The sequence below is a fragment of the Sphingomonas sp. AC449 genome, from assembly GCF_979253475.1.
Genome location: NZ_CEEDCZ010000001.1, coordinates 647,971 through 672,206, shown reverse-complemented (window position 1 = coordinate 672,206; position 24,236 = coordinate 647,971). Strand labels below are relative to the sequence as shown.

Sequence of the window (24,236 nt, the reverse complement as noted above, 5' to 3'; positions counted from 1 at the left end):
CAGGGTTTGTCGCACGTGCCACGCATAGATAGGGATAGCCCCGGTCGCCTGAGCTTCCGCCTGACGACAATCATGTGTTTTCCGACAGGGCGCGGCGGTCACTAAGCGCTCAAAAGAGGCCGGGTCCTTTCCGCCCAACTTCGAATATTCAGCGTCGCCTTATCGGTACCCGAAACCGGGCGTTCGTTTCGATAGCTGCTAAGCCGCCCAGGCAGCACTCCGTCAGAAGCTGGCAAAGCAAGTAGAAGGTGATAGATCTAAGTTAGATCGGGAGGGCGTCGCAATGCTGGAAAACGCTACCCTTTTGTATTTTTAAAGTGCTGCAGCGCAAAATTGTAAAAGCGCTTCGGCGCCTATCACTCCAGCGTACCGCGGTCTTCCCCATCATTCAGAAATTCTAAATAATCTCACTCTATTTAAAACCGTTTAGGGAGGGAGCGCGATGTTCAGATGGTTGTTCCCACTGAGATCGCCCGACTCGCGCCTTGAGGATGAACTGCTGGCTGAGCAGTATGCAGCTCTGCGTCAGCAAATACCGCTCATGTACGGACTGATGTTTATCGACATCATGTTCCTAGCGGTGTCGTCGTTCGATGACGTTTCACTGTCAATGAGCTTGACGATGCCACTCGCCTTGTCGGTCGTTATCGCGATGCGGGCCGGATTGTGGGTCAGGCGAAGAACGGTTGCGGCGTCGCCGACGAATATCCGTAAATACTTCCGCGGTACAATCATCGCGGCCGCAGTCCTCAGCTTGGCATTCGGTGGGTGGGGCCTCATGTTGTTCGAACACGCCGGTCCGGGCCGTAGTATGTCTGTCGCGCTTTATGTTTTTGTAGGGACCATTAGCTGCTGCTACTGCCTTCTTACCCTACCACCTGCCGGCCGACTGGTGCTACTGTTTGGAGCTATGCCGGTGACGATGCGGCTTCTCGCGTCGGGCGACTGGCAGCTGATTGGTACAGGTGCGAACTTCATCATCGTTGCGATTCTCATCCTGCGGACGATGTCCACGAGCTATGCCGGATTTACAGAGGTGGTGCGAAGCCGGTCGGACATGCAGACAGAGCGCGAGCGTGCGCGAGACGCAGAACATCGGGCACAGGAGCTTGCTTATCGAGATGCGTTGACAGGCTTGCAGAACCGTCGGGCTCTAAGCGAGCAGCTCGATGCGTTCGGCTTCCAGGATCGGTCTGCAACCCATCTCGCATTGCTCGTACTGGATCTCGACCGGTTCAAAGCCGTTAATGACGTTCACGGCCATCCGGCAGGCGACAGCTTGTTGAAGGCGGTGGTCGCACGCTTGGTTGAGATCGTAGATGGCATCGGATCTGTCTACCGACTAGGTGGTGATGAATTCGCGATCATTGTCGAGATCGCTGGACCGGACAGCGGTTTCGCCGCGATGCTTGCCCAAAAACTTGTCGATCGCCTTGCTGACCCTTTCAAGCTCGATGGATTTTTCCACCATATCGGCGCGAGCGTCGGTATCACCGTCCGTCATCGTAACGCGGTTGATCGCGAGGGCATGATGCGGCAGGCCGATATCGCGCTGTACAAGGCAAAGGAAGGCGGTCGCTCGCAACATCGGACGTTCGAGCACGAGATGGACGTCGAGATTACACGCCGATCGATGCTGGAGCGAGATCTGCGGAACGACATTAAAAGTAGCGCCTTCGTGCCTTTCTATCAGCCGATCGTCAATTTCGCCTCAGGGCAGATAGCAAGCTTTGAGATGCTTGCCCGGTGGAACCGCTCGGATGGGGAAGAGATCGGTCCGACCGACTTTATCCCGATTGCTGAAGAATGTGGCCTGGTTGGGGAGCTCATGCTGAAGCTATTCGACCAGGCTTGCCTGGATGCCGCGGCGTGGGGGCCGGGCATAACGCTGGCGGTGAATGTCTCACCGGTCCAGCTCAAGGACCCATGGTTCAGTGAGAAGATTTTAGCGGTGCTCGCGCGGACCGGATTTCCAGCGCAGCGTGTGACGCTGGAAATTACCGAAAACGCCCTGATTGCGGAGCCAACGAACGCCAAGCGGCTTATCCAATCCCTGAAGAACCAGGGGATGCTACTCGCCCTAGATGATTTCGGTACAGGCTTCTCATCAATCCAGCATCTCCAGATGCTGCCCTTCGACAAGCTCAAGATTGATCGCTCGTTTGTGCAAAACTTGGAGAAACACAGCGGATCATTCAAGATGGTACTGGCAATCACACGGCTTGCGGCCAGTCTCGGCATGGAAGTAATCGCCGAAGGGATCGAGGATGATTCTGCTCTCGTGATCGTTCAGGAGCTCGGATGCGCCGAAGGTCAAGGCTTCTACTTCGGACAGCCGACGGGTGCTGACGGGGCCGTCAAGTCGCTTCAGTCCTTGAATTCGCTACCCCTTTCACGGTCTGTGACTATCTGATTGCCGTACCAGCAGAATCATTCCTCCGAACAGGTGCTAATAGTTCCGGTACACTTACCGACGACACGGGTCTCATGCTGGCTCCCGTACCACAGTTCAGTCTGGCGAATGCCACCTTGTCCCTCGGCGCGTGCATCGCGCTCAGGACTTTCCGGATGCACGCGCTGTCAGCGGTAATCGTCAGAACGAAACCTGGACGCGCCCTAAAATTCTGTCCCCAGCGTTGCGTCGATCGGCAAATCTGCTGGCGATGGCGGTGCGGGATACGTCAGTCCCAATATAATCGACGCCGATCGTCAGACGGTCACGACGATGCTCGAGACCCAGCCGCCAGTTGGTGTAACTGCCGCCCGGACGAAGACGCTCCACCCGGATGGGGTTGCGGACGCTGCCGGAAGAGTGCCCGACCTCGGCCACCATCGTCAGCGGCGTACCGGGAATACCGGCATTGGCGTTCGTATAGACATACACGTTGCTGCCACCGATTGCGCGCTGCGACGGCGCGCCGATTACGCCGACCGTGGCGTAGAGCGGACCATAGGCATAGCTTGCCGATACGCCGGCCTCGACATAGTCCATGCGGCCCCGTGCGCCCGCGAATGCGTGGCCGGTGGCGTCGGTACGGATACGCACCGCACCCAGATCCCAGTCGGTTCCCACCGAAAGGTCGACGACCGCATCGACGCCACCGTGTCGCACGCTGTTCCGAAGCGTTACCATGCGCGCCGATGCATCGAGCCGGCCGCGCGAGACGCGAATATCGCCTGCCAGCGCGGCACGTCCCTCACTCCAATTCAGCCCGCGCCGTTCCTCCTCACTCATCACCTCCAAGGTTACCGACCCGGCATCCTGTGAAAACGCGGGCGTGATAAGGCCGCAACTTGCGGCACCGAGCACGCCCGCCCATCGAACGCGCCGGATCATCCTGCGCGCTGCGGACCGTGGATTTGGTCGAGCTCGACGCGCAGCATCTGCTCGTCTTCCTGCGCCAGCTTTACCAGATGCTGCTGCATGTCCGCTGACTTCGTCGCGACCTCCTTCTTGATCGCGCCATGGCTCGTAACGCACCAGCCGGGCCGGGTGCCCGAAATCACCGGTTCGCTGTCGATGCTGCGCACCAGCCTGGTACCCGATGCCGCGACCGCGTGTCGTGCCACCGACATGCTCGCGGCCCAGTCGCAGCGTAGCGACGACGGTCTTCCGCCGGGTGCAACCGCGCCCACCTGCTTATGGGTGATGACCACGTCGCCGCGATATTTGACGGCGACCGGACCGCTGCGGTGATCCACCTGGTTCTGATGATCGACAGTTATGCCGAGGGCCGCACCGGTAGCAGCAAGCACCAAGCCGGCGGTCAGAAAATAGGCCATTTTCGCTCTCCTCTTGCCAACCCGATCCATTCTGATCGGTGAAGCCAATCCTTACGGACGATGATTCTACAACGATGGTTCAGCGTGTCGGTTCAGCTGAACTGCGGCCGCAAGGCGCGTGCGTGCAGGCGGTCCTTCACGTCGAGACGCAACCGCTTCAGCCGAAATAGCCGCAAGGTATCGGGCATGCGTCGCTTCATCTCGACGCGGATCTGCTCATCCAGCCGGGCATGCAACTGGGTCAACTTCTGAGAAAATGTAGGCAAAGCCGCTCTCCAACCAACGATTGAACGATCGGATCAGTCGCGATGAAAGCAGGCGAACAGGCCAGGCCTAGACATCGAGATAACCCGATGCGGTCCGACATCACGTTCGTCCTGAGACGATCGCCAGAGGGGCCCGGCCCGCTCCCTCAAGCTAGGGTTTCGCCGGTCAAGGTCAATAGGAGAGCGAATGGATTCGCACGAGTTGACATTAGGACACGGGTCCCCGATGTTACTGACATGTACGCTCCTGCGACACATAAGCGTTTCCGCGACCACGCCGGCCAACTCGCCGCACGCGCTTAGCCCGAGCTCGCGGCCATTGCCGTTCGAGTTCGGGCTTTATTCGATCTGACCTTTGGGACGCGTTCTGCGCGCCCATGATCTCGAATAAGTGGAAACCGTGTAGTGGAAAACCAATCCTCGAAATCCGACGATTTGTGTCAGGATGACCGTCAGCATCAAACTGCCAATCCAGCACCTCAGCCTTTCCTGCGGATGCGCCCACAAAGCTTTTTCTCGAACAAATTCGATCTGGAAATCGTAGAAGGCTATTCTAAGGCTGATGCCGAAGCCCGGCAGAATGAAGGTAAGGACTGGCTGAGCCGACTTATGGAGCTCAACCTGTTACTTTTGATCGTTTTGGTTGGCGTACCGGTGCTGGTATATTGCGTCTTATCCTCCGTACTTTAGAACACGATAAGATACCGCCTTCGCGTCGCAACCGGGATTGTGGATAAAGGCCTCTGGGTCGTCCCACTGAAGCCTCGAGTAAATGACAATATGTCAGGCGCCCGAGGACCGTTTAGGTACGATAGCTCTGAATGCGAGCGAGTTCCTTTGTGACATTGCAACGCGTAAGCCGATCGGCCGTTGTGGAAAAATGGTAACAAATACCTTACCCCAACGGACCGCGTTGAGTCTGCCGCATCTCGCGGTGCCGCTGACAGCAGCGCTTCAAATTTTGACGCCTGTGTTACCGCAGATCGGGATCGGTGAGCCTATCGGATCCCGGTCTCTGGCGGTCCGAACCTTGATAACCCCGGCAGGCTGGGCATTCTCGATCTGGGGCGCGCTCTACCTCGGCGCCACAGTGTTTGCCGTTTATCAGGCAATGCCCGCACAGCGCCAAAATACGTTGCTTCATCACCTGCGCTGGCCGGCAGCTGGCGCATTTTTGGGAGATGCACTCTGGGCTGCTTACACGCAGTTTTACGGGTTAAGTTTCGTATCGGTTCTGATCATTACCTTCACGCTGACGTGCCTGATCGTTGCCTATCATGCCCTGTCGAATGCGACGGTGTCGAAAACTGCGTGGTGGTGCGCGTACCTTCCGTTGAGCGCGCTCGCCGCATGGTTGACCGCCGCTACCACCGTCAACATCGCGGCTAGCTTGAAATATCACGGCGTGGAGGGCGGTGCAGCCGCTCCTGGGATCGGTGCAGCGGTGATCGTGATTGCTGGACTCATCGCGGCCACCGTGCTGGTCCGAGGACGTGGTAATCTACCGTACGCAGCTGTTTTCCTTTGGGCGCTTGCTGCTATCTTCGCTGCAGGTGGCCAAGCTGCAGGACCTATTGCCGTAGCAACCGGCGCTGCCGCGATCCTCGTTATTTCAGGCTTGGTCGCTGGCTACCGGCGCAGGGTATATGCGTCTGGTTCGATTACAGGTTGAACCTAAATCCGTAGCCGAGACCTAGGGTGAATTGGGTCCGGCGCCCGCGTTCGCGGATGAGGGGTGAATCGCCTGCGTTCTGACCTAGTCGATCCAGGCCAGTGAAAAGCGTGATGGCGCTTCGCCGGTTTAGGGGACGAATTACGGTACCGCCTACACCGTAGGACAATAGTCCGCCTGACGCAGAATACGGTCTAAGTCCGGACCGTCGCGACTGGAGCGCATCGATGCCGAAATACGTCTCGATATACTCGCGGCTTGCCAGCGTTGCGCGAGGCCCGATGTTGATGATGGTCCGTCCCCGGCGCGCCTGGTAAGCAACTGACCCGTCGGCGACAACGCCGTCATGCCCGCCGAAGCCGCGACGAACCTCGATCCGTCCACGCCATGGCCCAGCCCGTTTCTCGACGAAGCCTCCCACCTCAACAGCTGCATCTACGTCGCCGAGGCCGCGTAGCGCGTCACTCCCGCCTGTAATGAGGAACGGCGATCCCCCGCGCTCTTCATCCCGCCCAAAGCGGAGCTTGGCGAGCGGTCCTGCCTTCCACCCGTCCCGGTTCACCCCGTTCCAACCCAAACCGTCGGGGATCGAAGCGAAGATGGTGTCCTTGTAGTTGATCCGCAGGTCGGGAAAGATCGACAAGGCCATGTCTCGCGAGCCTTGCCATGCAGGGCTTAAGACTGGTGCGACGCCGACGGTGATGCTCCATCCGGCAGTGCCTGCCTCCAAAGGCCGACCTGCGGGGGGGGGCGGCCGCAGGTCCGTCTGCGCGAAGCAGGGTTGAGCAGAGACTAGCGCAAGGATGGTTAGAGCGGAGCGCATCCTTATCCCTTTTTTCGGCCCCGTTGATGACGGTCGGTCGGTCATGTCAGCAGCCACCTTATCCCCGCGCGTCGTAAACGCCAGTCCCGGTAGATGGAGTACGGCTATACCCACAGCGTATGACCGGTCCGCTTTCAATGCCGGCGGACGCGTTCAAACTCAGGCCGAAGCAGCCGCTCGCGTTTTCCACAGGGACCAGCCGACGCCGCAACCCAGTATCGCAAAGGTTACCGCCAACGACGCTGCGGGCGGGAATTTGGCGAGCCCGAACATGTCGGCAACGAAGATTTTCGAGCCGATAAATACCAGCAACGCGGCCAAGGCGTATTTCAGGTAATGGAACCGGTCGACCATCGCGGCGAGCGCAAAATAGAGCGCGCGTAACCCAAGGATAGCAAAGATGTTCGACGTGTAGACGATGAATGGATCCGTTGTGATCGCGAAGATGGCCGGCACGGAATCGACCGCAAAGATGACGTCAGCGCATTCGATCATGACCAGAGCCAGTAGTAACGGCGTAGCGATCCGGCGCATGCGCCCCGTCGCTGGGTCCTGCTCTTTCACCCAGAAACGTTCCCCGTGAAGTTGGTCGGTAACCGGCATGCGCTGGCGAACCCAGCGTAAAACGGGCGAACTGGCCACGTCATATTCCGTGTCTGCAGTCAGCCACATCTTGATACCGGTGAAAACCAGGAAGGCAGCAAAGACGTATAATACCCATTCGAACCGATCGACCAATGCCGCACCAAAACCGATCATCACTGCACGCAGGACAATGACACCCAGGATGCCCCAGAACAATACACGGTGCTGGTGGATGCGGGGGATGGCGAAGTAGCCGAAGATCATGGCGATGATGAATACGTTATCCATCGCAAGGCTCTTCTCGATGACGAAGCCCGTCACGTAGTTGAGGCCGGCAGTCGGCCCGATATACCACCAAATCCATCCGCCGAACGCCAGTCCCAGCGTGATGTAACTTGCTGACAATGCAAGGCTCTCGCGTACCCCAATTTCTCGTTGTCCGCGGTGCAAGACACCCAGATCGAGGATCAGCAACGTTGCGACGATGCCGAGAAATGCCAGCCACATCCAGACAGGCGTACCAAGGAATAATAAGGAAAGCTGCTCAGGCATGGGGACCTCTGACAAACGTGATGACGTGGGGCGGGATCAGCGATCAGGAGGGCAGGTATCTCGCGGTGGTGCGCACAAGCGACCTTCCAAGTGCAACTCAAAGCGCTTCAATTGCAGCAGAATTGGAGAAATTGGAGTTCGGCGCGCCATCGCGATACGCGCGCGCTCGTCCAACTGCTGATGCAGTTCGGCGAGTCTGTTGGTTTCCATGCTCAGAGCCTCTTTTCAATCGGTGATCGAAAGATCGGATCATCAACGACGACAGGAGGCAAAGCGGCCAGGCCTATATCGAGATAACCCGATGCGGTCCGACATCACAATCACCCAAGGGAAATTGTCAGAGGGGCCCGGCCCGCTTTTTATAGATAGGTTACGGTTTGCGGTGATCAAGCAGTTTCAATATTTGATAACGACCGTAGTCTGCGCTCAATCTGCCGCACTTCTCATCCCAAAACATCACGCCGATCGGGAAGATGAATCGGTCGAAAACGCCCCTTTCTGGACGCTCAGTTTGGCGAGCCGCAAGCCTGAAAGCCATTCGGCCAGCCATAAGCCGCAACGTGCCCCGCCGGCAGGTGCTCTGCTTGCGGCAGGCAAGCCGTGCGGCGTATGTCGCTACTGCTGGTGGGGGGAAATAAATGGCGAATGGCAGTAGCAGCCGCGGAAACTCGGTTGTCGGCGAGCGCTGGCCGCTCTTCTGGGCAGGCTGTGCGGCGATCAGCGTTGGGGTGGCCTTTCACTTACCAATGCTCGCGATGGCCCATACGATGGGCAATCACCTGTCGGGTATGGCTATGGACGGATGGATGTATCTAGGCATGGCGCTGATCGGCATCGGCGTGCCGGCAGCTATATTTGGCGCTTTACCCAAGAAACGGCCTGATCACAGGGCAGCCGTTGGCGTCGCATATGAAGCGCCCGATGATACCCCTCTGACGCGCTCGCATGCTGCCGTTCTGCTGGTGCTTACCCTCGGGCTCATCATCGACACTATGAAGCCAGCAACGCTCGGCTTCGTGCTCCCCGGCATGCGTGGCGAGTATGGGCTCGCTAAATCGACCGTTGCCCTGCTTCCGTTCGTTGCCCTTACGGGGACCACAGTTGGCTCGTTTCTGTGGGGGTGGCTTGCGGACATCTATGGTCGGCGTGTGTCGATCCTGTTGTCGACGATCCTGTTCGTTTCGACATCCATCTGCGGCGCTATGCCTTCCTACAGCTGGAACCTGGTCATGTGTTTTCTGATGGGGTGCTCGGCTGGCGGAATGCTGCCCGTTGTCTACACGCTGTTGGCGGAGATCATGCCTCCACGGCACAGAAGCTGGGTTCTTGTGCTGGTTGGTGGCACGGGACTGGTCGGTGGCTACCTCGCAGCTAGCGGTGCAGCGCATCTGTTCGAGCCCCTGTTCGGCTGGCGTAGCTTGTGGCTGCAGGGCTTTCCCACCGGTTTGCTGCTGCTTGCGATGGCAAGGTGGATTCCTGAGTCCCCGCGCTTTCTGTTGGAACGGGGTATGGACGCCGAGCTAGCTGACATGGCTCGAAAGTTTGGCATCGTCAGGCGTGCGCCACAAGAAGCCCCAGCGGACGCTGGCAGCGCAGCGGCTCACCACCGCGAATTGACCATCGCCCTGGTGATCACGGCCCTGTCCTGGAGCTTCGTCAACTTCGGCTTGTTGCTATGGCTGCCTTCGGATCTTCAAGATCGAGGCTTCAGTGCCGAGATTGCAAGCGGCATTATCGCCAGCTCAGCACTTGTTGCCCTGCCCACGATCATGATCGCGGCCTTCCTTTACAGCCGTTGGAGCAGCAAGCGCACTCTGATCGGCACTGTGCTTCTCATACTCGCCGGGCTTGCCGGAGCCCTACTGCCGGCGCCTACCCTGGCTTGGCCACCACTGCTCATCGCAGTGATCGCGTTACTGGTGGTTGGCACAAACGGATTAATCGCCGTGCTACTTCCCTATGCAGCCGAAAACTACGCATTACGCGTACGTGGACGCGCTACCGGGCTTATCGCGGGTAGTAGCAAATTTGGTGGCGTTGCTGTCCAGCTGGGGGCCTTCGCTGGATTGATCCCGACGATGGGGGGCGCGGCGATCGCGTTGATCATACCAATGACGCTGTCAGCGGTACTGATCGGACGCTCAGGTAGAGAGACGCGCGGCCGCAGCTTACGTGAGCTGGAAGCAACGGCTTAGCTGTCGGCTCGACATAGGCCTGCGGAGTGTCCTCAGTGGTCAGATATGTGAAAAACCCAGTCGCAATCACGACTGCACGACAAACAGGTGTTTTCCGTCATCCCCGTGATACAAGATCGTTGGTGAGCCACGCGACGAGTATCAAAGTTTTATAACGCGAAACTCCGTGACGCGGTCGCAGAAAACAGGACTTCCGCGGCAATGCTGCGAAAGTCCTGTGTTGTTGCAGTTAGGACTGACCAAGCCAACAGGTACACATGCGGTGCACCGCCTGGTTTAGAACTACATCGTCTGAGACACGACGTCAGGACTTCAGCGATTTCGCCATGTTGAGATGCGCTGCAACCGTCGGTGCCAAGCCCGACGCGAACGTCTTAAGCTGGGGCACTTCGCCAGTTGCGGCATAACCCTTGAGCGTATCGAGCGTTTGCTGATGCCCGGCGACCTGGGCCGCTGCGTACGCGGTGTCGAAATCAGCGCCCTGCTTGGTCTTTAGATCAGCAAGCGTCTGCTGCTGCTCGGCACTCAGCGCCGGGTTGGGCGTCAAAACTGGTGACAGCGTTGCCGTCAGTGCTTTTAACTTAGCAGTCGAACCCTCATGGGCGGTGATCATCTGGCCAGCGAACTTCTTTACCGCAGCAGATGCGCCGTTGGTCATGGCCAGCTCCGAGGTCTGAATCTCGAACGCATCGCTTGCCGCCGCCATGTTGACGAAGGCCTGTCCACCGGAGGCGGGTGCTGCCATCGCATCATTAGAACCAGCTGCGTTCACGTCCATGGCGGTCGTATTGGCGTAGGTGCTGTTATCGACGGCAGTCGTATCGTCGGCCTTCTTGCCGCATGCGGCCAATGACAGGGCCGCTGCCGACACCAGTGCCAGGGTCTTAAAGTTCATCATACTCTCCCTCTGCTCGCATATTACCGCTGCCTGCTCAACGCGTGCCTCCTGAGGACCGTTCCGCACGAGCAACGAACTCCGGACCGATCCTGAAGCGAGTTCGTTCTAGCCGTCTGCCGGCACAGCTGCCGGCCTTATCGGGACACGGTTATGAGCATCTTCAGCACGATCATGAACAAGGTTTTTCACCACAAAGCGGCGCCGGCCGCCGCACCGGCCCAGGCTCCTGCCGCGGCGCCGCAGGCTGCACCGCAAGTCGCGCCGACCGCTACCGCCCAGCCCGCCCCAGCAGCGCCCCAGCAGTCCGTTGATGTCGGTGCGGTCCTCAGCGAGATGGCATCGATGAAAGATGGCGGGGGCAACTACCAGAGCTCGATCGTCGATCTTTTGAAGCTGCTGGACCTGGATTCCAGTCTGACCGCTCGCAAGGAACTTGCTGCCGAACTGAATGTCCATGCAGCAGCCGATGGCTCGGCCGAGCAGAACATCGCCCTCCATAAGGCAGTGATGCAGAAGCTTGCCGATAACGGCGGTATCGTTCCAGACAACCTGCGCAACTAACGCGCCCGATCCGGAGGGGACCGCCCACTATGCGGTCCCCTCCAGCCTTAGACTGCTGGCTGACCGCCCTCAATTTACCGAGATGGACTAGCGTTCGAAGGCGTCGCAGCTACGGCCCCCTGCGCTGCCTGAGCTGGCAGCGTCTGACTACCACGCGGTGGTCCATTTGGTTCTTTCGCAAATCCACGCGCGGCGAGCCAGCAGATCGTGACGACGAGTGCCACGATCATCACGAAGATGATAATTGCCACAGGACCGGCTCGCTTGTTTCCTCGTCTCCGCATCACATGCGCTCCCCAGTCATGCCGTCGATGGTATCGCCGTGCCGTAGCCACGTGGCGACGGGATGTTCCGTGATCTCAAGTCCACCGGTTTTATCGAACACGACAGTCTTATATCCGGACGGCTCTATCGCCGCTCCCCAAAGACCGAACCAAGAATGCCCCCCAATCCGCCGCCAAGACCGCCCCCGGGCGCAGCGCCTGCGGCTCCAGCGCCACCCAGGCTGCCGAGTACAGATCCAAGGATCCCGCCAAGGCCACCTTGCTGCCCGCCCGAGCGCCCTGTCAGATGGCCCGCCACCAGCATGACCAGGATCGGCAGCATCTGCTTCAGAAGGTCGGGCGCCAGGCCGCTGCTCTGCGCCGCGTTATCGGCGACCTCACGACTGCCGTCCTTCGACCCGAAGATACCGCCGAGGATCTGATTACCGCGATCGATCTGCGTCGGCTCGTTGCCCAACACGTTCGCAGCAAGGTCTGCGCCGCCAAGCGTGTTCACATGGGCGTCTAATTGCGTCGTGTTATTCCCCATGCCGCCCAGAACCGACGGCAGCAGCGCCTCGGCGCCGCGCTGGGCTTGCTCACGCGGTATGCCTAGTTGGGCGGCGAGTGCATCGATGCCACCATCAGGCAGCACGTCATTGAGATTCATGTCGGCTTCCTTGTTGTGACGGGTACTAACAGATGCTTGGACCTATCGGTCCGGTCACCTTTGATCGAGCTAGGACCTTGGATCAGCAGGCATGCGCTGTCTGCACATATTAGTCAGGAAGTTCGGGCGTACCTGAGCCAACGGGTCGGCCGGATAGCCAACTAAGCCCTCCCCCGATAAAAAGCAGCCCTGCCCCCATAAGCGTCTTGTCACGGCGTCGCAGGAGAACAAGCCCGCCAGTAACGATGACGGACGGTGCCATGCCGACTTTACCCAGGCCGGTTACGCGTGCTGCACGCGCGACCATGCGGCCGGCAGCGTACTCACGCAAAGGTGAAGGCGTAGACGGTGCGGCTCGTGATACCTCCTTGTCACCATTTGAGGGCTGCGGCCCTGGTCCTGGCTGCGGCGCTATCTCCGGTCCGGAAGCTACCGTGTCGGCTGCGTAGGCTCCGCGATCGCCGAGCGATTCGGTAGGCCCCCTGGTCGTGTCTTGCGTGGTCTGTCGCTCCAGCTCGCAATTGAACTCGGCGCCGAGCAGTAGAATGTAGGCGGACAAGTAAAGCCAGGTCAGCAACACGATCGCGGCTCCCAACGAGCCGTAGGTCGCGTCGTAGCTACCAAAGTTTGCCACGTAGAACCCGAAACCAAGGGTAACGACCAGCCACAACACGGTTGTCAGCACCGAGCCAGGCGTCAACCACGTCCACTTCGCCTCATCGCGATTAGGCGCGTAGCGGTACAGGGTTGCCGCTGCTGCAGCTCCCATACCGGCCATGACCATGTAGGAAACGATCTTCCCCGCTATGAGAACGATGGCAGGGGCGGAAGGGAACAGTGTGTCCAGACTGCCCATTGCGGCTATCGCGATGATAGCGACGATGGCGATGAGCACTCCCCCGGCGGTGATGGCTAACGCGACGAGGTTCAGCCGAACAAAGCTCCGCGTTTCCTCTTCGTCATAGGCGATATTCAGCGAAGTAATAAGCGCGGTTGCGCCTTTCATCGCGCCGTACAACGCGATGCCGAGCGCAAGTAGAAGGCCGAACCCCTTCTTACCGTCCGATGTCGTTACAACGTTGGCCAGCTGTTCGCCGATCAGCTTGGCAGCATCTGTCGGCATGACGGACGTCAGCGACTGGACGTTCTTCATCACTGTAGCAGGTGTAGCAACGAGCCCATGCTTAGCACGACGGCGCCCAGCATAGGCACCATGGCGAGCACGCCGCAGAAAGCCACGCCGGAGGCTACAAGGCTGATGTTATCCTGGCCTGCTTCCTTCCATGCTCGCAGAGCAATGTCCTTCCAGCCTTTTGCAGGGATAGCCCAGGGACTGCCAGCGTCGTGCCCCCTCGAGTCCATCTTGTTCGTCTCGGTCATGCCTTGTCCCTTTACGCGTCTCTTGCATCTGGCATGCGATCGTCGTTCTCACGCTACACACCAATTTTGATACGGTCCTTGAGACAAAGTTGTCTCAAGCTCCCACGGCGGGGGGCGCATCCTTGTCTGGATCTCGTCCGTGTTGCTGATCAAGCAATCGCATGATTGGCGTCACTGTGAGGCCGTGAAGAACGATCGAAAACAGCACGACCAGTCCGAGAAGCCCCCACAGACGTTCTGCAACGTCGACGTCGACGTCGATGTGGTTGAGGCCATAGGCCAGATAATAGATCGACCCGACACCGCGGATGCCGAAGAAGGCCAGCGTCAGCTTTTCCGAGCGGTCAGCCCGGTGGCCGGCCAAGCCAATCAAACCAGTAATCGGGCGGATGACCAGCAGGATTACGAGCGCGATCAGCGCATCTGTCAGCGAAACCGATGCTAGAAGCCCGCTGACCAACGCGCCGCCAAACAGAAGTAACAAGACCATCATTGCCAGCCGTTCGATCTGCTCGGTGACATCGTGCATGTCGTGATGAAAGTCGTGCGTTCGGTGCGTCCCGCGAAACGTCAGAGCGGTCACGAATACGGCGAGGAAGCCGTAGCAGTGGATAATTTCCGTAAAGCCGTAGGAGATGCAAGTCGCAGCCAGCGCGATCAGGCCGTCACCGGTCTGCGCAAGCTTGGTTTGCGCGGGGACGTGGAAGGTCAGCCAGCCAAAGGCGCGGCCAATCAGCCAGCCAGCACCGACGCCGGCGCCAACTTCCCATAATACCCGGTAAGTCAGCCACTCACCCAGCCATGGTTTGCTGCTCCCGGCTGCGGTTGCGGCCACTAGCATGATGGCAAGATGGACGAACGGAAATGCAAAGCCATCATTGAGGCCAGCTTCGGACGTCAGCCCAAACCTTACCTCGTCTTCGTCTTCGCTCTTGGGCGGCCCGACCTGAATGTCGGCTGCCAGGACAGGATCCGTGGGGGCCAGGCTGGCAGCAAGCAGCAAAGCGATCGCCCATGGCAGTCCCATGCCCCATGCCGTCACCGCCGTGATGGCCAGAATGCCCAGCGGCATCGTAATTGCCAACAGCCGCCAGGTAACCGCCCAGTCCCGCCACCTGAACACGCGGTCAATCTTCAGGCCAGCGCCCATGAGCGCGATGATCACGACGAACTCGGTGAAGCGTTCAGTGATTTCGGGGTAAAGAAGCGGCAGCGGCCTGAGGGTGACCTGCGGCAAGGAGAACAGCGCAGCGCCAAGCGCGATACAAACGATCGGCAGCGATAGCGGCAGCTTACGAAGCGCCAGCGGCAGCCAGACAACCAGCGCGGTAAGCAGGCCGAAACCGGTGAGAATGAGAATGTACGGATCGGGCAGCGTAACGAGCATGACGGGTCTATCCAAAGGGGAACGAGACTTCGTCGCAGGAAGGCACGCATAGTGTTTCGAAGAGAAGGCTTACGAGCTTAAGATATAACGGCTTTAGGCAAAAACAGACGACACCCGCTGCTCAGCTGATACTTCGGTCAGATAACGGTGCGGGTCGTGATCCACATTCATGCCCGCTGACGTAGTGCCAGCGGGCAATCACTGCTATTCGTCTTCAGCCTGGATATTGACGGTCGTCTCGGCGAGCTTGGTCATATATTCGTCGCCACCATAGATGTCCTTGGTGGCTGCGTTCAGCGCCTTGGTGTCGTCCTTGAGGCCAAGCGCCTTGGCATAGGCAGCGGCCGTACCGAAACCGGCGATGCCGTAATGCGTCATCCGCTGATATTGCGCGATGATCATGACATCGAGCAGTGGCCCCTTCTCGGGACCCTCTTCAAACACATGCTTGGTGGCTTCGGCGACGAGGCCCTCCATGCCCTTGCAATGCTCCTTCGAGACCTTCTCGTCGTTCAAGGCGATCAGGTCCTTAAGCAGATCGGTGTGCTTCTCGATATCCGCCTGCGACTTGGTCAGCATCTCCTTCAACGATGCATCGCTCGCCTTCGTCGTGATCTTCTTCAGGACTTTCTTCATCTGGTCGTTCGCAGACCACAGATCCTTCAGCTCGTCGGTGTAGATTTCCTGGAGATCTTCGGGTGCAGACATGAGAACGTCCTTATGGTTCACCGAGCGGGATGCGCGGCGTTTGGTTCGCTATTTTGCTCAAGCAGTGCGCGATCAGCCAGCACCAGGCTGCTTCTGCTCATCTTCGTAGTCGGCATCGGTACCGATCTTTCCACCAGCCTCGGCTTCGGCGATGCCCGATGTTTCGACAACGTTGATCTTGCTACCTTCGGCCGCGATTTCATGGGGTACGCGGTCGGCATCCGGGTCCGCAGCGATAGTCATGCCATCACCGCCGCCTGAGCCTGCAACGCCGTTACCGGCAGTTCCACCGTCTTCGCCCGCCTGTCCACCGCCGTGATAGGCAATGTCAGTCTGGCCGCCGTGCGCCATGAAGCCTGTGTTCGTCTCGGTCTTGCCGGCATGAGGGTTGGGATAGGCGCCACCGCCACTTTCGCCGCCCTCGCTGCGACCATGGACCTCGGCGCCACCGTTGTCGCGCGGCGAGTCCGATACGCCGTCCGGGGCGCCCTTACTCGCGGGATTGCCGGGTACGGGGGTCTGAACCTTGTCACTCATCGGTATGTCCTTTTGAATGTGGGGGAATACCCAACCCAACCGTTCTATCGGACCAGGACCAGATGGGAGCGGAAGTCACGGACTCGGCACGGCTGAATGAACTGTCTAGCCTCTCGCCTCCATCATACCGCCCAATCGCCTCAGCCTGAACTTCCGCTGTTTGTCGAAGCATAGCGATCCGGGGAACAATATCGTTCCTACGCAAGCGGGATTCCGGAGCGCTTATATTTTGTATTGATGCCTGTTAATCTAACACCAAAGAGTGCCGCCCTGTTTCAGGCAACACCACACTGTATCGGATGGAGTTGTCACCCCTAATCCGCGATCATGATCTTAGGGTTCTCGCGTCGGGCTATGCCCCGATCGCTCAATATGCGTCGATTGGTCAATGACCACACCGTAATCTCACACGTGAACGGTGCCGAACCGAACGGTGATCCGTTGGGCCCTCACTCGCACACTGCGCGTATCACTGGAATACGGCGGTTTTGCTGGCACGTGAGTGCTCTGACGCGCGTATGCACGAGATCAGTTCCGGGGTAACATTATGCAGACCAAAGCAATTCTCTTCGATATCGACGGTACGCTGGTCGACACCAACGACATGCACGTCCTCGCCTGGGAGGAGGCGTTCGCCACCGTCGGCGCGTCGTTCGACCGCCAGGTGATTCACGACCAGATCGGCAAGGGGACCGACATGCTCGTGCCGACGCTGCTGCCCGACGCGGACGAGGATAAGCAGGAAAAGCTCGGCGACACACACGGCGCAATCTTCAAGGCGAAGTATCTGGAGACCGCCAAGCCGTTCGCGCAAGCGCACGATCTGCTGGCCCACGCACATGGTCTCGGGCAGCAGGTCGTACTGGCCTCTTCCGCCTCCGAGGCAGAACTCGACCATTACATAGATCTGCTCGACGCCCGCGACCTGATCACCGCAACGACGAGCAGCGACGACGTCGAGAAGACCAAGCCCGCACCCGACATCTTCGCGACCGCGCTCAAGAAGCTGCCGGGAATCGATCCCGGCGAGGTGATCGTCGTCGGCGATACGCCCTATGACATCGAGGCTGCGGCCAAGTGCGGGATCGCCGCGGTCGCGGTCCGATCGGGCAAGTTCAAGGACGAGCAACTTCAGTGGGCAGGCGCGATCGCGATCTACAACGACGTGGCGGCCTTGCTCGCCGACTACGCAACCTCACCACTGGGACGCTGATCGACATGGCCATCACCTTGAAACCCCTCCGCGACCAGATCATCGTCGTCACCGGTGCAACCAGCGGCAACGGTCTCGCCATAGTCGAGGAAGCCATGCGCCGCGGCGCGGGCGTCGTCGCCACCGCGCGGAACAAAGCAGCGCTCGAGGCCCTGCGCGATCGCCTGTCGGCCGACGGCGGACGCATCGCGATCTGCGTCGCGGACGTCAGCGACATGCCCGCGGTCGAGCGTGTCGCCGGCGTCGCGGTTGAGGCATTTGGCGGGTTCGACAGTTGGGTCAATAATGCCGGCACGGGCACGTACGGTACGCTTGAACAGGTGCCGGTCGCGGATCACCGTCGCGTGTTCGACGTCAATTACTTCGGCGTCTTGCATGGATCCCTGGTCGCGGCACACCATCTTCGCGGACGCGGCGGTGCCATCGTTAACGTCGGCTCGATCTTGAGCGACCGCGCGATCGTCCAGCAAGGGCCGTATTGCGCAACCAAGCATGCAGTGCAGGCGCTGACCGATACGCTACGGATGGAGCTGGAAAAGGAGGGAGCCGGCATCTCGGTCACGCTGATCAAGCCGGGCGCGATCGACACGCCGTTCCCCGAGCATGCGCGCAACTTCATGGACCAGCCACCACGCCTGCCACCACCGCTCTACGCACCGTCGGTCGTCGCCGACGCGGTGCTGTTCGCGTGCAAGACCCCCCGGCGCACGCTGTATGCAGGCGGCGGGGGCCTGTTGTCCGCGCTCCTGTCGAATGCTGCGCCACGATTGAGCGACAAGATCATGGAACTGGTCGGCACCGTCGCGCAGCAGAAGCCCGAGGATCCTGGCGACCCGGCGCGCCGTGACAACCTCTATACGCCGCGAGTTGATGCGTTGCGGGGAAGTCAGGATGTCCACGCCCGCGCTTCGAGCAGCGTTTTGCAGGTTCAGAAGCTTCATCCAGGTTTCTTGTTGCTGGGCATAGTCAGCGCGGGCATTGCCGTGGCCGTCGGCCGGAAAAAGGGCGATCGCGTGTGACCGTACGCGGCCAAGAAGCTGGTGCCGTACGCAACTTTGACGTCGTGTTGGTCCTGAGCGGCGGCAATGCCTTGGGAGCATTCGAAGCAGGCGTGTACGAAGCGCTGCACGAGCACGACCTCCGACTGGATTGGGTGATCGGCGCGTCGATTGGTGCTATCAATGCGGCCTTAATTGCGGGCTCTGATGCCGATCGTCGGATCGAGACCATGCGGGCGTTTTGGCGACCTGCTTTATCGCCGGGAGCATTGACGCTTCCTTGGGCCAGTATGTTCGAAACCAGTCGGCGGACGACTGCGGTTGGATGGTCGGCAACAGCAGGCCGTCCGGGTATTTTCGGCCCTCTATTATCGGCGTTCACCCCTTGGACGGACGATCAGCCATCGATCTTCGAAACCAATCAGCTTGCGATCACGCTAAAAGCACTCGTAGATTTTAAGCGCCTTAATGCTGGTCCGTGCCGCTACACTGCAACTGCGGTCGATCTAGAAACGGGCAACGACGTTGTGTTTGACAGTACCGCAATCGAGATCAAAGCCGATCACATTCGGGCAAGCGCTGCGCTACCGGTTGCGTTTCCGCCGGTCGAGATCGATGGCCGTTGGCTCGTTGATGGGGGCCTGTCTGCGAACCTGCCGCTAGATCCCGTTCTCAGTGCCCCACCGCCACGGGCGACGTTATGCATCGCGGTCGACCTTTTGCCACTACACGGCCCCAAGCCGGCGACCATAGGCGAAGCCGCCAGTCGCATGCAGGATCTGATCTTCGCCGCCCAGTCCCGCCGATCGATAGACCGATGGAAGGCCGCCTATATAGGGCGTGAGGGCATTACGCTGTCGCTGGTTCGGCTGGCCTACACTGAGCAGGACGAGGAAGTAGCAGGTAAGGCGCTCGACTTTTCGGCGCCTACGGTCGAACAGCGTTGGTCGGCCGGCTACCGCGCCGGCATGCTGGCGGTAAAAGGTGTGCAGACCGAGACGATGTTGATCGGGGTCCCAGGTTTCAATGTCATCGAACTTGAGCGCAGCACATCACTTGGCGATTAGAACGTCCGTGAGGCATTACGCTGTGCGCGCGCCTGCAACTTCTGTGCTGATGGTTTGCTACTCTGGTGTCCGATGTTGACGATATAATGTGGCAGTCGACAGCTGATCTTCGCCGCGACCTCATCCGCAATCATACCTAAAGCCAAAAGCCGTCACGGTGCTTGGTTTCGTTTGGCGTAATTAGGGCTCTACGACGAACGCCCTTGCCCGCGCGACGCGCAACATTCAGTGGTGCAGTCGTTCACGCACGAGAAAGCTCCATCTCTGCTATTGTAGCCATATTGAGGAAGCCGTCCTTCTCAGCCTTGCCAGCGGTGCGATCCCATCAGCAAACCGTCAGTGGTAGTCCCGGCACTCGATCTGTCGCTTCTCGCAAGAGCTCCGACCGTTATTACCGATCATGCGCTGCTCGGAGACGATGGCCGCCAAGCACTGCCGCTCTTCCATGCGCCAGCGCAAGTTCAATATGAACATTTTTACTGCGGTCATCGATCGCGTGGCTTGCGCGCCTTCGTTCTTGCTCTGCTCGTTCGCGATGGTAGGCAACCTTTGCAGTCTCATCCATCGACTCCTTGTCCCCTCATGCACCGTGTCTGTTGATAAACATACGTGAGAGACAACGGGAAGGTTCCCTGTCATTGCACCATTTAACGCTCGCAGCGGTCGCCATATGGGATCGGCAAATCATGGAGCCATCGCCGGTCGATCGGAGTTAAACCGTCGAACGCTACACTCTGGACAAAGACCATGACCTCTGCACGCTGGCCGTCTCGGCTCTGGATTGTGCGCCACGGCGAAAGTGCGGGAAATGTGGCGCGCGACGCTGCCCATGCGGCTGGAGCCGAACGGATCGAACTGTCCCATCGCGACGTCGATATTCCGCTTTCCCCGTTCGGCGAAGACCAAGCCCGTGCGCTCGGCAGATGGTTCGCCAGCGCGGTTCCGGACGACCGCCCCGACGCTCTGTTGGTCTCTCCCTATATCCGCGCGCGCCAGACCCTCGACCTTTTTCGAGCGCAGGGCGGCGCGACCGGCGACGATCCGGTCGGTATCGACGAACGCCTTCGCGAAAAGGAGTTCGGCATCCTGGACGGGCTGACCACCAGCGGTGTCGCCTCGGTATACCCGGACCAGGCTGAGTTCAGGCGCATTCTCGGCAAATTCTATCATCGACCGCCTGGTGGGGAGAGCTGGTGCGACGTGATCTTTCGCCTCCGATCGCTGATGGACACGATCGCATTGCACTATGCCGGACGCCGCGTGATGATCGTCGCGCATCAGGTTGTCGTCCTGTGCCTGCGCTATGTCATCGAGAACCTGACCGAGGAGGAGATCCTGGCAATCGATCACCAAGGAGATGTCGCGAACTGCTCGGTCACCGAGTATCGGTTCGATCCCGAGGGACCGCAGGGTGGAGCGCTCAAGCTCGTTCGCTACAACGATGTCGTCGACCACGAAGGGTCCGCCCCCGTCACTGCCGAGCCGGACCGTACCACGGGAGTACGAGGATGACCGATACCATTCCCCTCGATAGCAACTGGATCGCTGCCAACCCGCCTCCCGTTCACGGCAGCGGAACCACCAAGAATAGCCGGGGACGTGTCTTGGCAATCGGCGGTTCGGCTATGGTCCCCGGGGCGCTTCGGCTCACGGGTGAAGCGGCACTTCGAGTTGGCGCGGGCAAGCTCCAGATGGCGACGATCGCATCGGCAGCGATCGGACTCGGTCTGGTCGTACCGGAAGCGGGTGTTCTCGCGCTGCCGCAAGACGCCGACGGAGAGATCGACTGCGCTGCTGGCCCCTTGCTCGAAAAGTCGCTGAAAGGGTGTGATACGCTGATCATCGGACCAGGTATGGGCTCCACCGACGCTGCCAAGGCTCTCATGCGGCTGATCCTGACGCAGCCCTGCGACAAGGTAACCCTGGTCGTCGACGCCTTGGCGATCGGCTCCGCACGGGATCTGCGCGAAGCGCTTGCTGCATTCGACGGTCGCATGGTTTTCACACCGCATCACGGCGAGATGGCCATGCTGACGGGCTTGGAAGAAGACACGATCTCGCAATCACCAGAAAAAGTCGCGCGCGATGTCGCTGTCCAGTACGGAGCTGTTGTGGTCCTCAAGGGCAGCGATACCATCATCGCGGCCCCCGATGGAACGACACTGCATTATGGTGGTGGAGGCACCGGACTTGCGACAGGCGGATCGGGAGATGTCCTGGCCGGCGCGATCGGGGGCTTGCTGTCCCGTGGCGCTTCACCGATCATCGCAGCCGGTTGGGGTGTCTGGCTGCACGGACAAAGCGGACGACGCGTCGCAACTACAAGTGGGCCAATCGGCTTCCTTGCACGAGAAGTTCCCGCCGAGTTCCCTCGCCTGCTTCCGCAATAGCCTGGCGTTCAGTAACTCAGCGGGCTTTGATTTTGCTGTACGGCACAAACTGACCAAGTGAGACAAAGCCGCGCGGAAAACGCGAGCCACGATCAATCAGCCGAACCGTGTCGATGCTGCAAAGCTGCGACCCAATGGTACGCGTGACGAGTATGTCATCGCGATGCAGCGACTGCGCGCCGGATCGCGGTTCGTTGACGTAGAGCCGGCTCCCAACCCGGTAAACGATAGCTTTGCCGTCTATGATTTCAGATGAGTTGGAGCCCGAGAGGCTGATGCAGTTGACGGGTTTACCCGCAACGCGCCCGACAAGCATTTTCTGCAACTGTACATCAGGAGCATCACGACGCGCTGCGATAGCGGGATTAGCGAGAGTCACCGCTGCGAGAAGCATTAGTTTAAGCATAAGCTTTCCTAGACATTGAGTGCTGAACGAATGCTGATCAAACAGCTTGCTCACCTGCATCCGTGCCGTCCAAGCCCTTTGTCGCACCTCATTAAAAAGGACCTACGGCGGGTTACTTAGACTGCTGAGTCTGGCGGACCCCGCCGCCTCCGCCAGGCGTGTCGGCATCATAGTCCTCGGTAGCGTTTCCTCCGCCCGCTCCGGCGCCGCTACCATGCACTTCACCGGTCTTCTCATCGATATAGGCGCGTCGGCCAGCGTCAGGCGGAATGTCTTCGCCCGGCGCCTTGTTCGCCGCTGCGACATTCGCTTCCCGATTGTCCCGACTTACGCCGACCTCGACGTTGCGCGGTTGGTCCTTCTCATAGCTGTCATACTCTTCGCCCGAGTAATGCCCGACGGTACCGTCATCGTTCCCGCGAAACGCCGGATTATCGTCAGTTTCCGGGGGCGGTAAAGGGTCTGCTGACATTGCCTTACTCCAGAAAATCATACGAATTTGAACATGTAGGGACATCGTCGAAAACGGAGCGCCGATAACGGCGCTCCGCCGTTTTACATACCAGACATGTTCGCCATCGGCTTACCCGCCTGCATCTTCATCGCAGCATCGAGATGCTGTTTCACAATCGGTACTGCAGCCTTGGCCGACATGCGTAGGGGCGCCTGATCCCCGCCGCTCGAATAGCTTTGGTGGAGGTCCAGTGCGGCCTGATGCGCCGGAATCTGCTGACCGATGTAGAGGCGGTCGAAATCCGCTGCAGATGCGGTCTGCAGTTCATTGATCGATGCTGTTGCGCCGGCATCAAGCACGGGCGGCGTTGGCGTCAAACCTGCCTTGGTTGCCACCTTCATGGTCGCGGCTGTTGTCTTTTGATGGTGCTTGATCAGCATCGTCGCAAACTTGCGGATCGCAGGCGTCTGCGACTTCTGCAGCGCGACCTGGCTCGAGTTGATCTCGTACAGATCGCTCATACCGGCAGCCATGACATAGGGCATCGCAGCTGTTTTCGCCTCGGGCGGCGGTGGTGGTGGCGGCGTCTGTGCGAACGATGCCGTGCCTACCGTCGCTGCGAGCAGCATACCGATGTGTTTGATATTCATTGGTTCTCTCCTGATAGTTTCTTGTGGGATTTTCATTAGATAAGGCCAGTTCACAGTAGCTTTTACGAACCGTCTCTGACGACGGCAGCTAACGATCCGTCAGGGTTTCGACCCTCGCGAGCGAGGGCAGCATCCTGTTGTGCTTGGCGCACGTCATCTGGACTACCTTCTCTTGCGGCGGGAATGGCGACTTCAGCCGTTCCTCCGACATTCGCCGAACCGTGCAGTGCTCCTGCGATCTCGCGATCGAATTCGCCCGCTTCAATGGCCGATCGCACGTTGACAAGGTAATCGGCGAAGCGATCTGCGGGGATGAAGTTCGTCGTCTGACCGCCGATGGTCAACGTGGCCCCGTTCCGCGTCGTAGGCGTAAACGCTACATGCTCGCCGTCACGGACAAACCATGTGCCTGAGCGAACACCGTCTGTCGCCCATGCCTTCTCGGCCAGATGCAAGTCCTGCAGCACTTCGTCGCGGTCGGAAGCCAGGTTGTTCGAAGACGGTGATACCGCGTCACGTAGGACAGACGTTGCAGCGTTAATAATGCTTTCTAAAGCCACATCTATTCTCCATAACATCTTGCTGTCACGGCCAGTTCGAGAGACCCGAATGCCGTATCGCCGCTACAATTAGCTGGCTCGGCATGTCAGCATCGAATTCGGGTGAGCGGCGTTACCAAGTTCTCCGAAGAGAAGCTCTTTGCAAAATGGGAGCGCAATATCAGTACCCTCACCTCAGGATTGACGGCGACATCATTGCCCGCTGTTGCCTCGGCAAA

Annotated in this window: 26 protein-coding genes; 10 read left to right on the top strand and 16 right to left on the bottom strand. The window is 59.4% G+C overall.

Features of this window, described 5'->3' with window-relative positions; all coding sequences use genetic code 11:
- Positions 1 to 442: 442 nt before the first annotated feature.
- Positions 443 to 2,413, top strand: coding sequence for a putative bifunctional diguanylate cyclase/phosphodiesterase (locus tag AC0CH3_RS03410; RefSeq protein WP_465237605.1), 1,971 nt, complete (start codon positions 443 to 445; stop codon positions 2,411 to 2,413).
- Positions 2,414 to 2,593: 180 nt separating this feature from the next.
- Here the strand turns inward: AC0CH3_RS03410 and AC0CH3_RS03405 are convergent, their stop codons facing one another.
- The 3 genes from AC0CH3_RS03405 to AC0CH3_RS03395 form a co-directional block, all read right to left on the bottom strand.
- Complete coding sequence (locus tag AC0CH3_RS03405; RefSeq protein ID WP_465237604.1) at positions 2,594 to 3,133, bottom strand: TorF family putative porin; 540 nt, start codon at positions 3,131 to 3,133, stop codon at positions 2,594 to 2,596.
- 200 nt (positions 3,134 to 3,333) lie between these two features.
- Complete coding sequence (locus AC0CH3_RS03400; protein ID WP_465237603.1) at positions 3,334 to 3,783, bottom strand: hypothetical protein; 450 nt, start codon at positions 3,781 to 3,783, stop codon at positions 3,334 to 3,336.
- 92 nt (positions 3,784 to 3,875) lie between these two features.
- Complete coding sequence (locus tag AC0CH3_RS03395; RefSeq protein ID WP_333997061.1) at positions 3,876 to 4,019, bottom strand: DUF465 domain-containing protein; 144 nt, start codon at positions 4,017 to 4,019, stop codon at positions 3,876 to 3,878.
- Positions 4,020 to 4,454: 435 nt separating this feature from the next.
- Between AC0CH3_RS03395 and AC0CH3_RS03390 the strand changes: the two genes are divergently transcribed.
- Both AC0CH3_RS03390 and AC0CH3_RS03385 read left to right on the top strand, forming a co-directional pair.
- Positions 4,455 to 4,739, top strand: coding sequence for a hypothetical protein (locus tag AC0CH3_RS03390; protein WP_156363480.1), 285 nt, complete (start codon positions 4,455 to 4,457; stop codon positions 4,737 to 4,739).
- A gap of 223 nt (positions 4,740 to 4,962) precedes the next feature.
- Positions 4,963 to 5,721, top strand: a complete 759-nt coding sequence (locus AC0CH3_RS03385; protein WP_465237602.1) for a hypothetical protein — start codon at positions 4,963 to 4,965, stop codon at positions 5,719 to 5,721.
- Here the strand turns inward: AC0CH3_RS03385 and AC0CH3_RS03380 are convergent.
- Together AC0CH3_RS03380 and AC0CH3_RS03375 are read right to left on the bottom strand one after the other, a co-directional pair.
- Positions 5,711 to 6,544, bottom strand: a complete 834-nt coding sequence (locus AC0CH3_RS03380) for a MipA/OmpV family protein (protein WP_221211942.1) — start codon at positions 6,542 to 6,544, stop codon at positions 5,711 to 5,713. The two genes, AC0CH3_RS03385 and AC0CH3_RS03380, sit on opposite strands and share 11 nt — an antisense overlap.
- Positions 6,545 to 6,703: 159 nt before the next feature.
- Complete coding sequence (locus AC0CH3_RS03375; protein ID WP_465237601.1) at positions 6,704 to 7,681, bottom strand: TerC family protein; 978 nt, start codon at positions 7,679 to 7,681, stop codon at positions 6,704 to 6,706.
- A 638-nt stretch (positions 7,682 to 8,319) separates the two neighbouring features.
- Here AC0CH3_RS03375 and AC0CH3_RS03370 point away from each other — a divergent pair.
- On the top strand, positions 8,320 to 9,876 hold the full coding sequence (locus AC0CH3_RS03370) for an MFS transporter (protein ID WP_465237600.1): 1,557 nt from the start codon (positions 8,320 to 8,322) through the stop codon (positions 9,874 to 9,876).
- Positions 9,877 to 10,180: 304 nt separating this feature from the next.
- Here AC0CH3_RS03370 and AC0CH3_RS03365 read toward each other — a convergent pair whose 3' ends face one another.
- Positions 10,181 to 10,771 (bottom strand): DUF4142 domain-containing protein, encoded by a 591-nt coding sequence (locus AC0CH3_RS03365; RefSeq protein WP_465237599.1) that lies wholly within the window; start codon positions 10,769 to 10,771, stop codon positions 10,181 to 10,183.
- Between the two features lie 153 nt (positions 10,772 to 10,924).
- Between AC0CH3_RS03365 and AC0CH3_RS03360 the strand changes: the two genes are divergently transcribed.
- Positions 10,925 to 11,335 (top strand): DUF3597 family protein, encoded by a 411-nt coding sequence (locus tag AC0CH3_RS03360; RefSeq protein WP_465237598.1) that lies wholly within the window; start codon positions 10,925 to 10,927, stop codon positions 11,333 to 11,335.
- A 408-nt stretch (positions 11,336 to 11,743) separates the two neighbouring features.
- Here AC0CH3_RS03360 and AC0CH3_RS03355 read toward each other — a convergent pair whose 3' ends face one another.
- The 6 genes from AC0CH3_RS03355 to AC0CH3_RS03330 all read right to left on the bottom strand — a co-directional run bounded on the left by AC0CH3_RS03355 (position 11,744) and on the right by AC0CH3_RS03330 (position 16,280).
- Positions 11,744 to 12,268, bottom strand: coding sequence for a DUF937 domain-containing protein (locus AC0CH3_RS03355; RefSeq protein ID WP_465237597.1), 525 nt, complete (start codon positions 12,266 to 12,268; stop codon positions 11,744 to 11,746).
- A 109-nt stretch (positions 12,269 to 12,377) separates the two neighbouring features.
- Positions 12,378 to 13,421, bottom strand: coding sequence for a YihY/virulence factor BrkB family protein (locus AC0CH3_RS03350; protein ID WP_465237596.1), 1,044 nt, complete (start codon positions 13,419 to 13,421; stop codon positions 12,378 to 12,380).
- The gene (locus AC0CH3_RS03345; RefSeq protein WP_465237595.1) at positions 13,421 to 13,648 is read right to left on the bottom strand and encodes a hypothetical protein; all 228 of its coding nucleotides are present in this window, start codon (positions 13,646 to 13,648) and stop codon (positions 13,421 to 13,423) included. Before AC0CH3_RS03345 ends, AC0CH3_RS03350 begins: the two co-directional genes overlap by 1 nt.
- Positions 13,649 to 13,742: 94 nt before the next feature.
- Complete coding sequence (locus AC0CH3_RS03340; protein WP_465237594.1) at positions 13,743 to 15,035, bottom strand: cation:proton antiporter; 1,293 nt, start codon at positions 15,033 to 15,035, stop codon at positions 13,743 to 13,745.
- Positions 15,036 to 15,239: 204 nt separating this feature from the next.
- Entirely contained in the window at positions 15,240 to 15,743 is a 504-nt protein-coding gene (locus tag AC0CH3_RS03335) for a ferritin-like domain-containing protein (protein WP_465237593.1), read from the bottom strand.
- A 72-nt stretch (positions 15,744 to 15,815) separates the two neighbouring features.
- Positions 15,816 to 16,280, bottom strand: a complete 465-nt coding sequence (locus tag AC0CH3_RS03330) for a hypothetical protein (RefSeq protein WP_465237592.1) — start codon at positions 16,278 to 16,280, stop codon at positions 15,816 to 15,818.
- A gap of 547 nt (positions 16,281 to 16,827) precedes the next feature.
- Between AC0CH3_RS03330 and AC0CH3_RS03325 the strand changes: the two genes are divergently transcribed.
- The 5 genes from AC0CH3_RS03325 (at position 16,828) to AC0CH3_RS03305 (ending at position 21,948) form a co-directional block, all read left to right on the top strand.
- On the top strand, positions 16,828 to 17,493 hold the full coding sequence (locus AC0CH3_RS03325) for an HAD family hydrolase (RefSeq protein ID WP_465237591.1): 666 nt from the start codon (positions 16,828 to 16,830) through the stop codon (positions 17,491 to 17,493).
- Positions 17,494 to 17,498: 5 nt separating this feature from the next.
- Complete coding sequence (locus AC0CH3_RS03320) at positions 17,499 to 18,512, top strand: SDR family oxidoreductase (RefSeq protein ID WP_465237590.1); 1,014 nt, start codon at positions 17,499 to 17,501, stop codon at positions 18,510 to 18,512.
- Positions 18,509 to 19,558 (top strand): patatin-like phospholipase family protein, encoded by a 1,050-nt coding sequence (locus AC0CH3_RS03315; protein WP_465237589.1) that lies wholly within the window; start codon positions 18,509 to 18,511, stop codon positions 19,556 to 19,558. The genes AC0CH3_RS03320 and AC0CH3_RS03315 overlap by 4 nt, the downstream gene beginning before the upstream one ends.
- A gap of 747 nt (positions 19,559 to 20,305) precedes the next feature.
- Positions 20,306 to 21,070, top strand: a complete 765-nt coding sequence (locus AC0CH3_RS03310) for a histidine phosphatase family protein (protein WP_465237588.1) — start codon at positions 20,306 to 20,308, stop codon at positions 21,068 to 21,070.
- The gene (locus tag AC0CH3_RS03305) at positions 21,067 to 21,948 is read left to right on the top strand and encodes an NAD(P)H-hydrate dehydratase (protein ID WP_465237587.1); all 882 of its coding nucleotides are present in this window, start codon (positions 21,067 to 21,069) and stop codon (positions 21,946 to 21,948) included. The genes AC0CH3_RS03310 and AC0CH3_RS03305 overlap by 4 nt, the downstream gene beginning before the upstream one ends.
- 16 nt (positions 21,949 to 21,964) lie before the next feature.
- On the opposite strand, the gene AC0CH3_RS03300 is transcribed toward AC0CH3_RS03305, so the two are convergent.
- The 4 genes from AC0CH3_RS03300 to AC0CH3_RS03285 form a co-directional block, all read right to left on the bottom strand.
- On the bottom strand, positions 21,965 to 22,354 hold the full coding sequence (locus AC0CH3_RS03300; RefSeq protein ID WP_465237620.1) for a hypothetical protein: 390 nt from the start codon (positions 22,352 to 22,354) through the stop codon (positions 21,965 to 21,967).
- Between the two features lie 112 nt (positions 22,355 to 22,466).
- Positions 22,467 to 22,826, bottom strand: a complete 360-nt coding sequence (locus AC0CH3_RS03295; protein WP_465237586.1) for a hypothetical protein — start codon at positions 22,824 to 22,826, stop codon at positions 22,467 to 22,469.
- A gap of 83 nt (positions 22,827 to 22,909) precedes the next feature.
- Positions 22,910 to 23,458: a DUF4142 domain-containing protein gene (locus AC0CH3_RS03290; protein ID WP_465237585.1), complete on the bottom strand. Its 549-nt coding sequence runs from the start codon at positions 23,456 to 23,458 to the stop codon at positions 22,910 to 22,912.
- Between the two features lie 62 nt (positions 23,459 to 23,520).
- Positions 23,521 to 24,018 carry a hypothetical protein gene (locus tag AC0CH3_RS03285; protein WP_465237584.1) on the bottom strand — a complete coding sequence of 166 codons (498 nt, stop codon included), beginning with the start codon at positions 24,016 to 24,018 and terminating at the stop codon, positions 23,521 to 23,523.
- Positions 24,019 to 24,236: the final 218 nt, after the last annotated feature.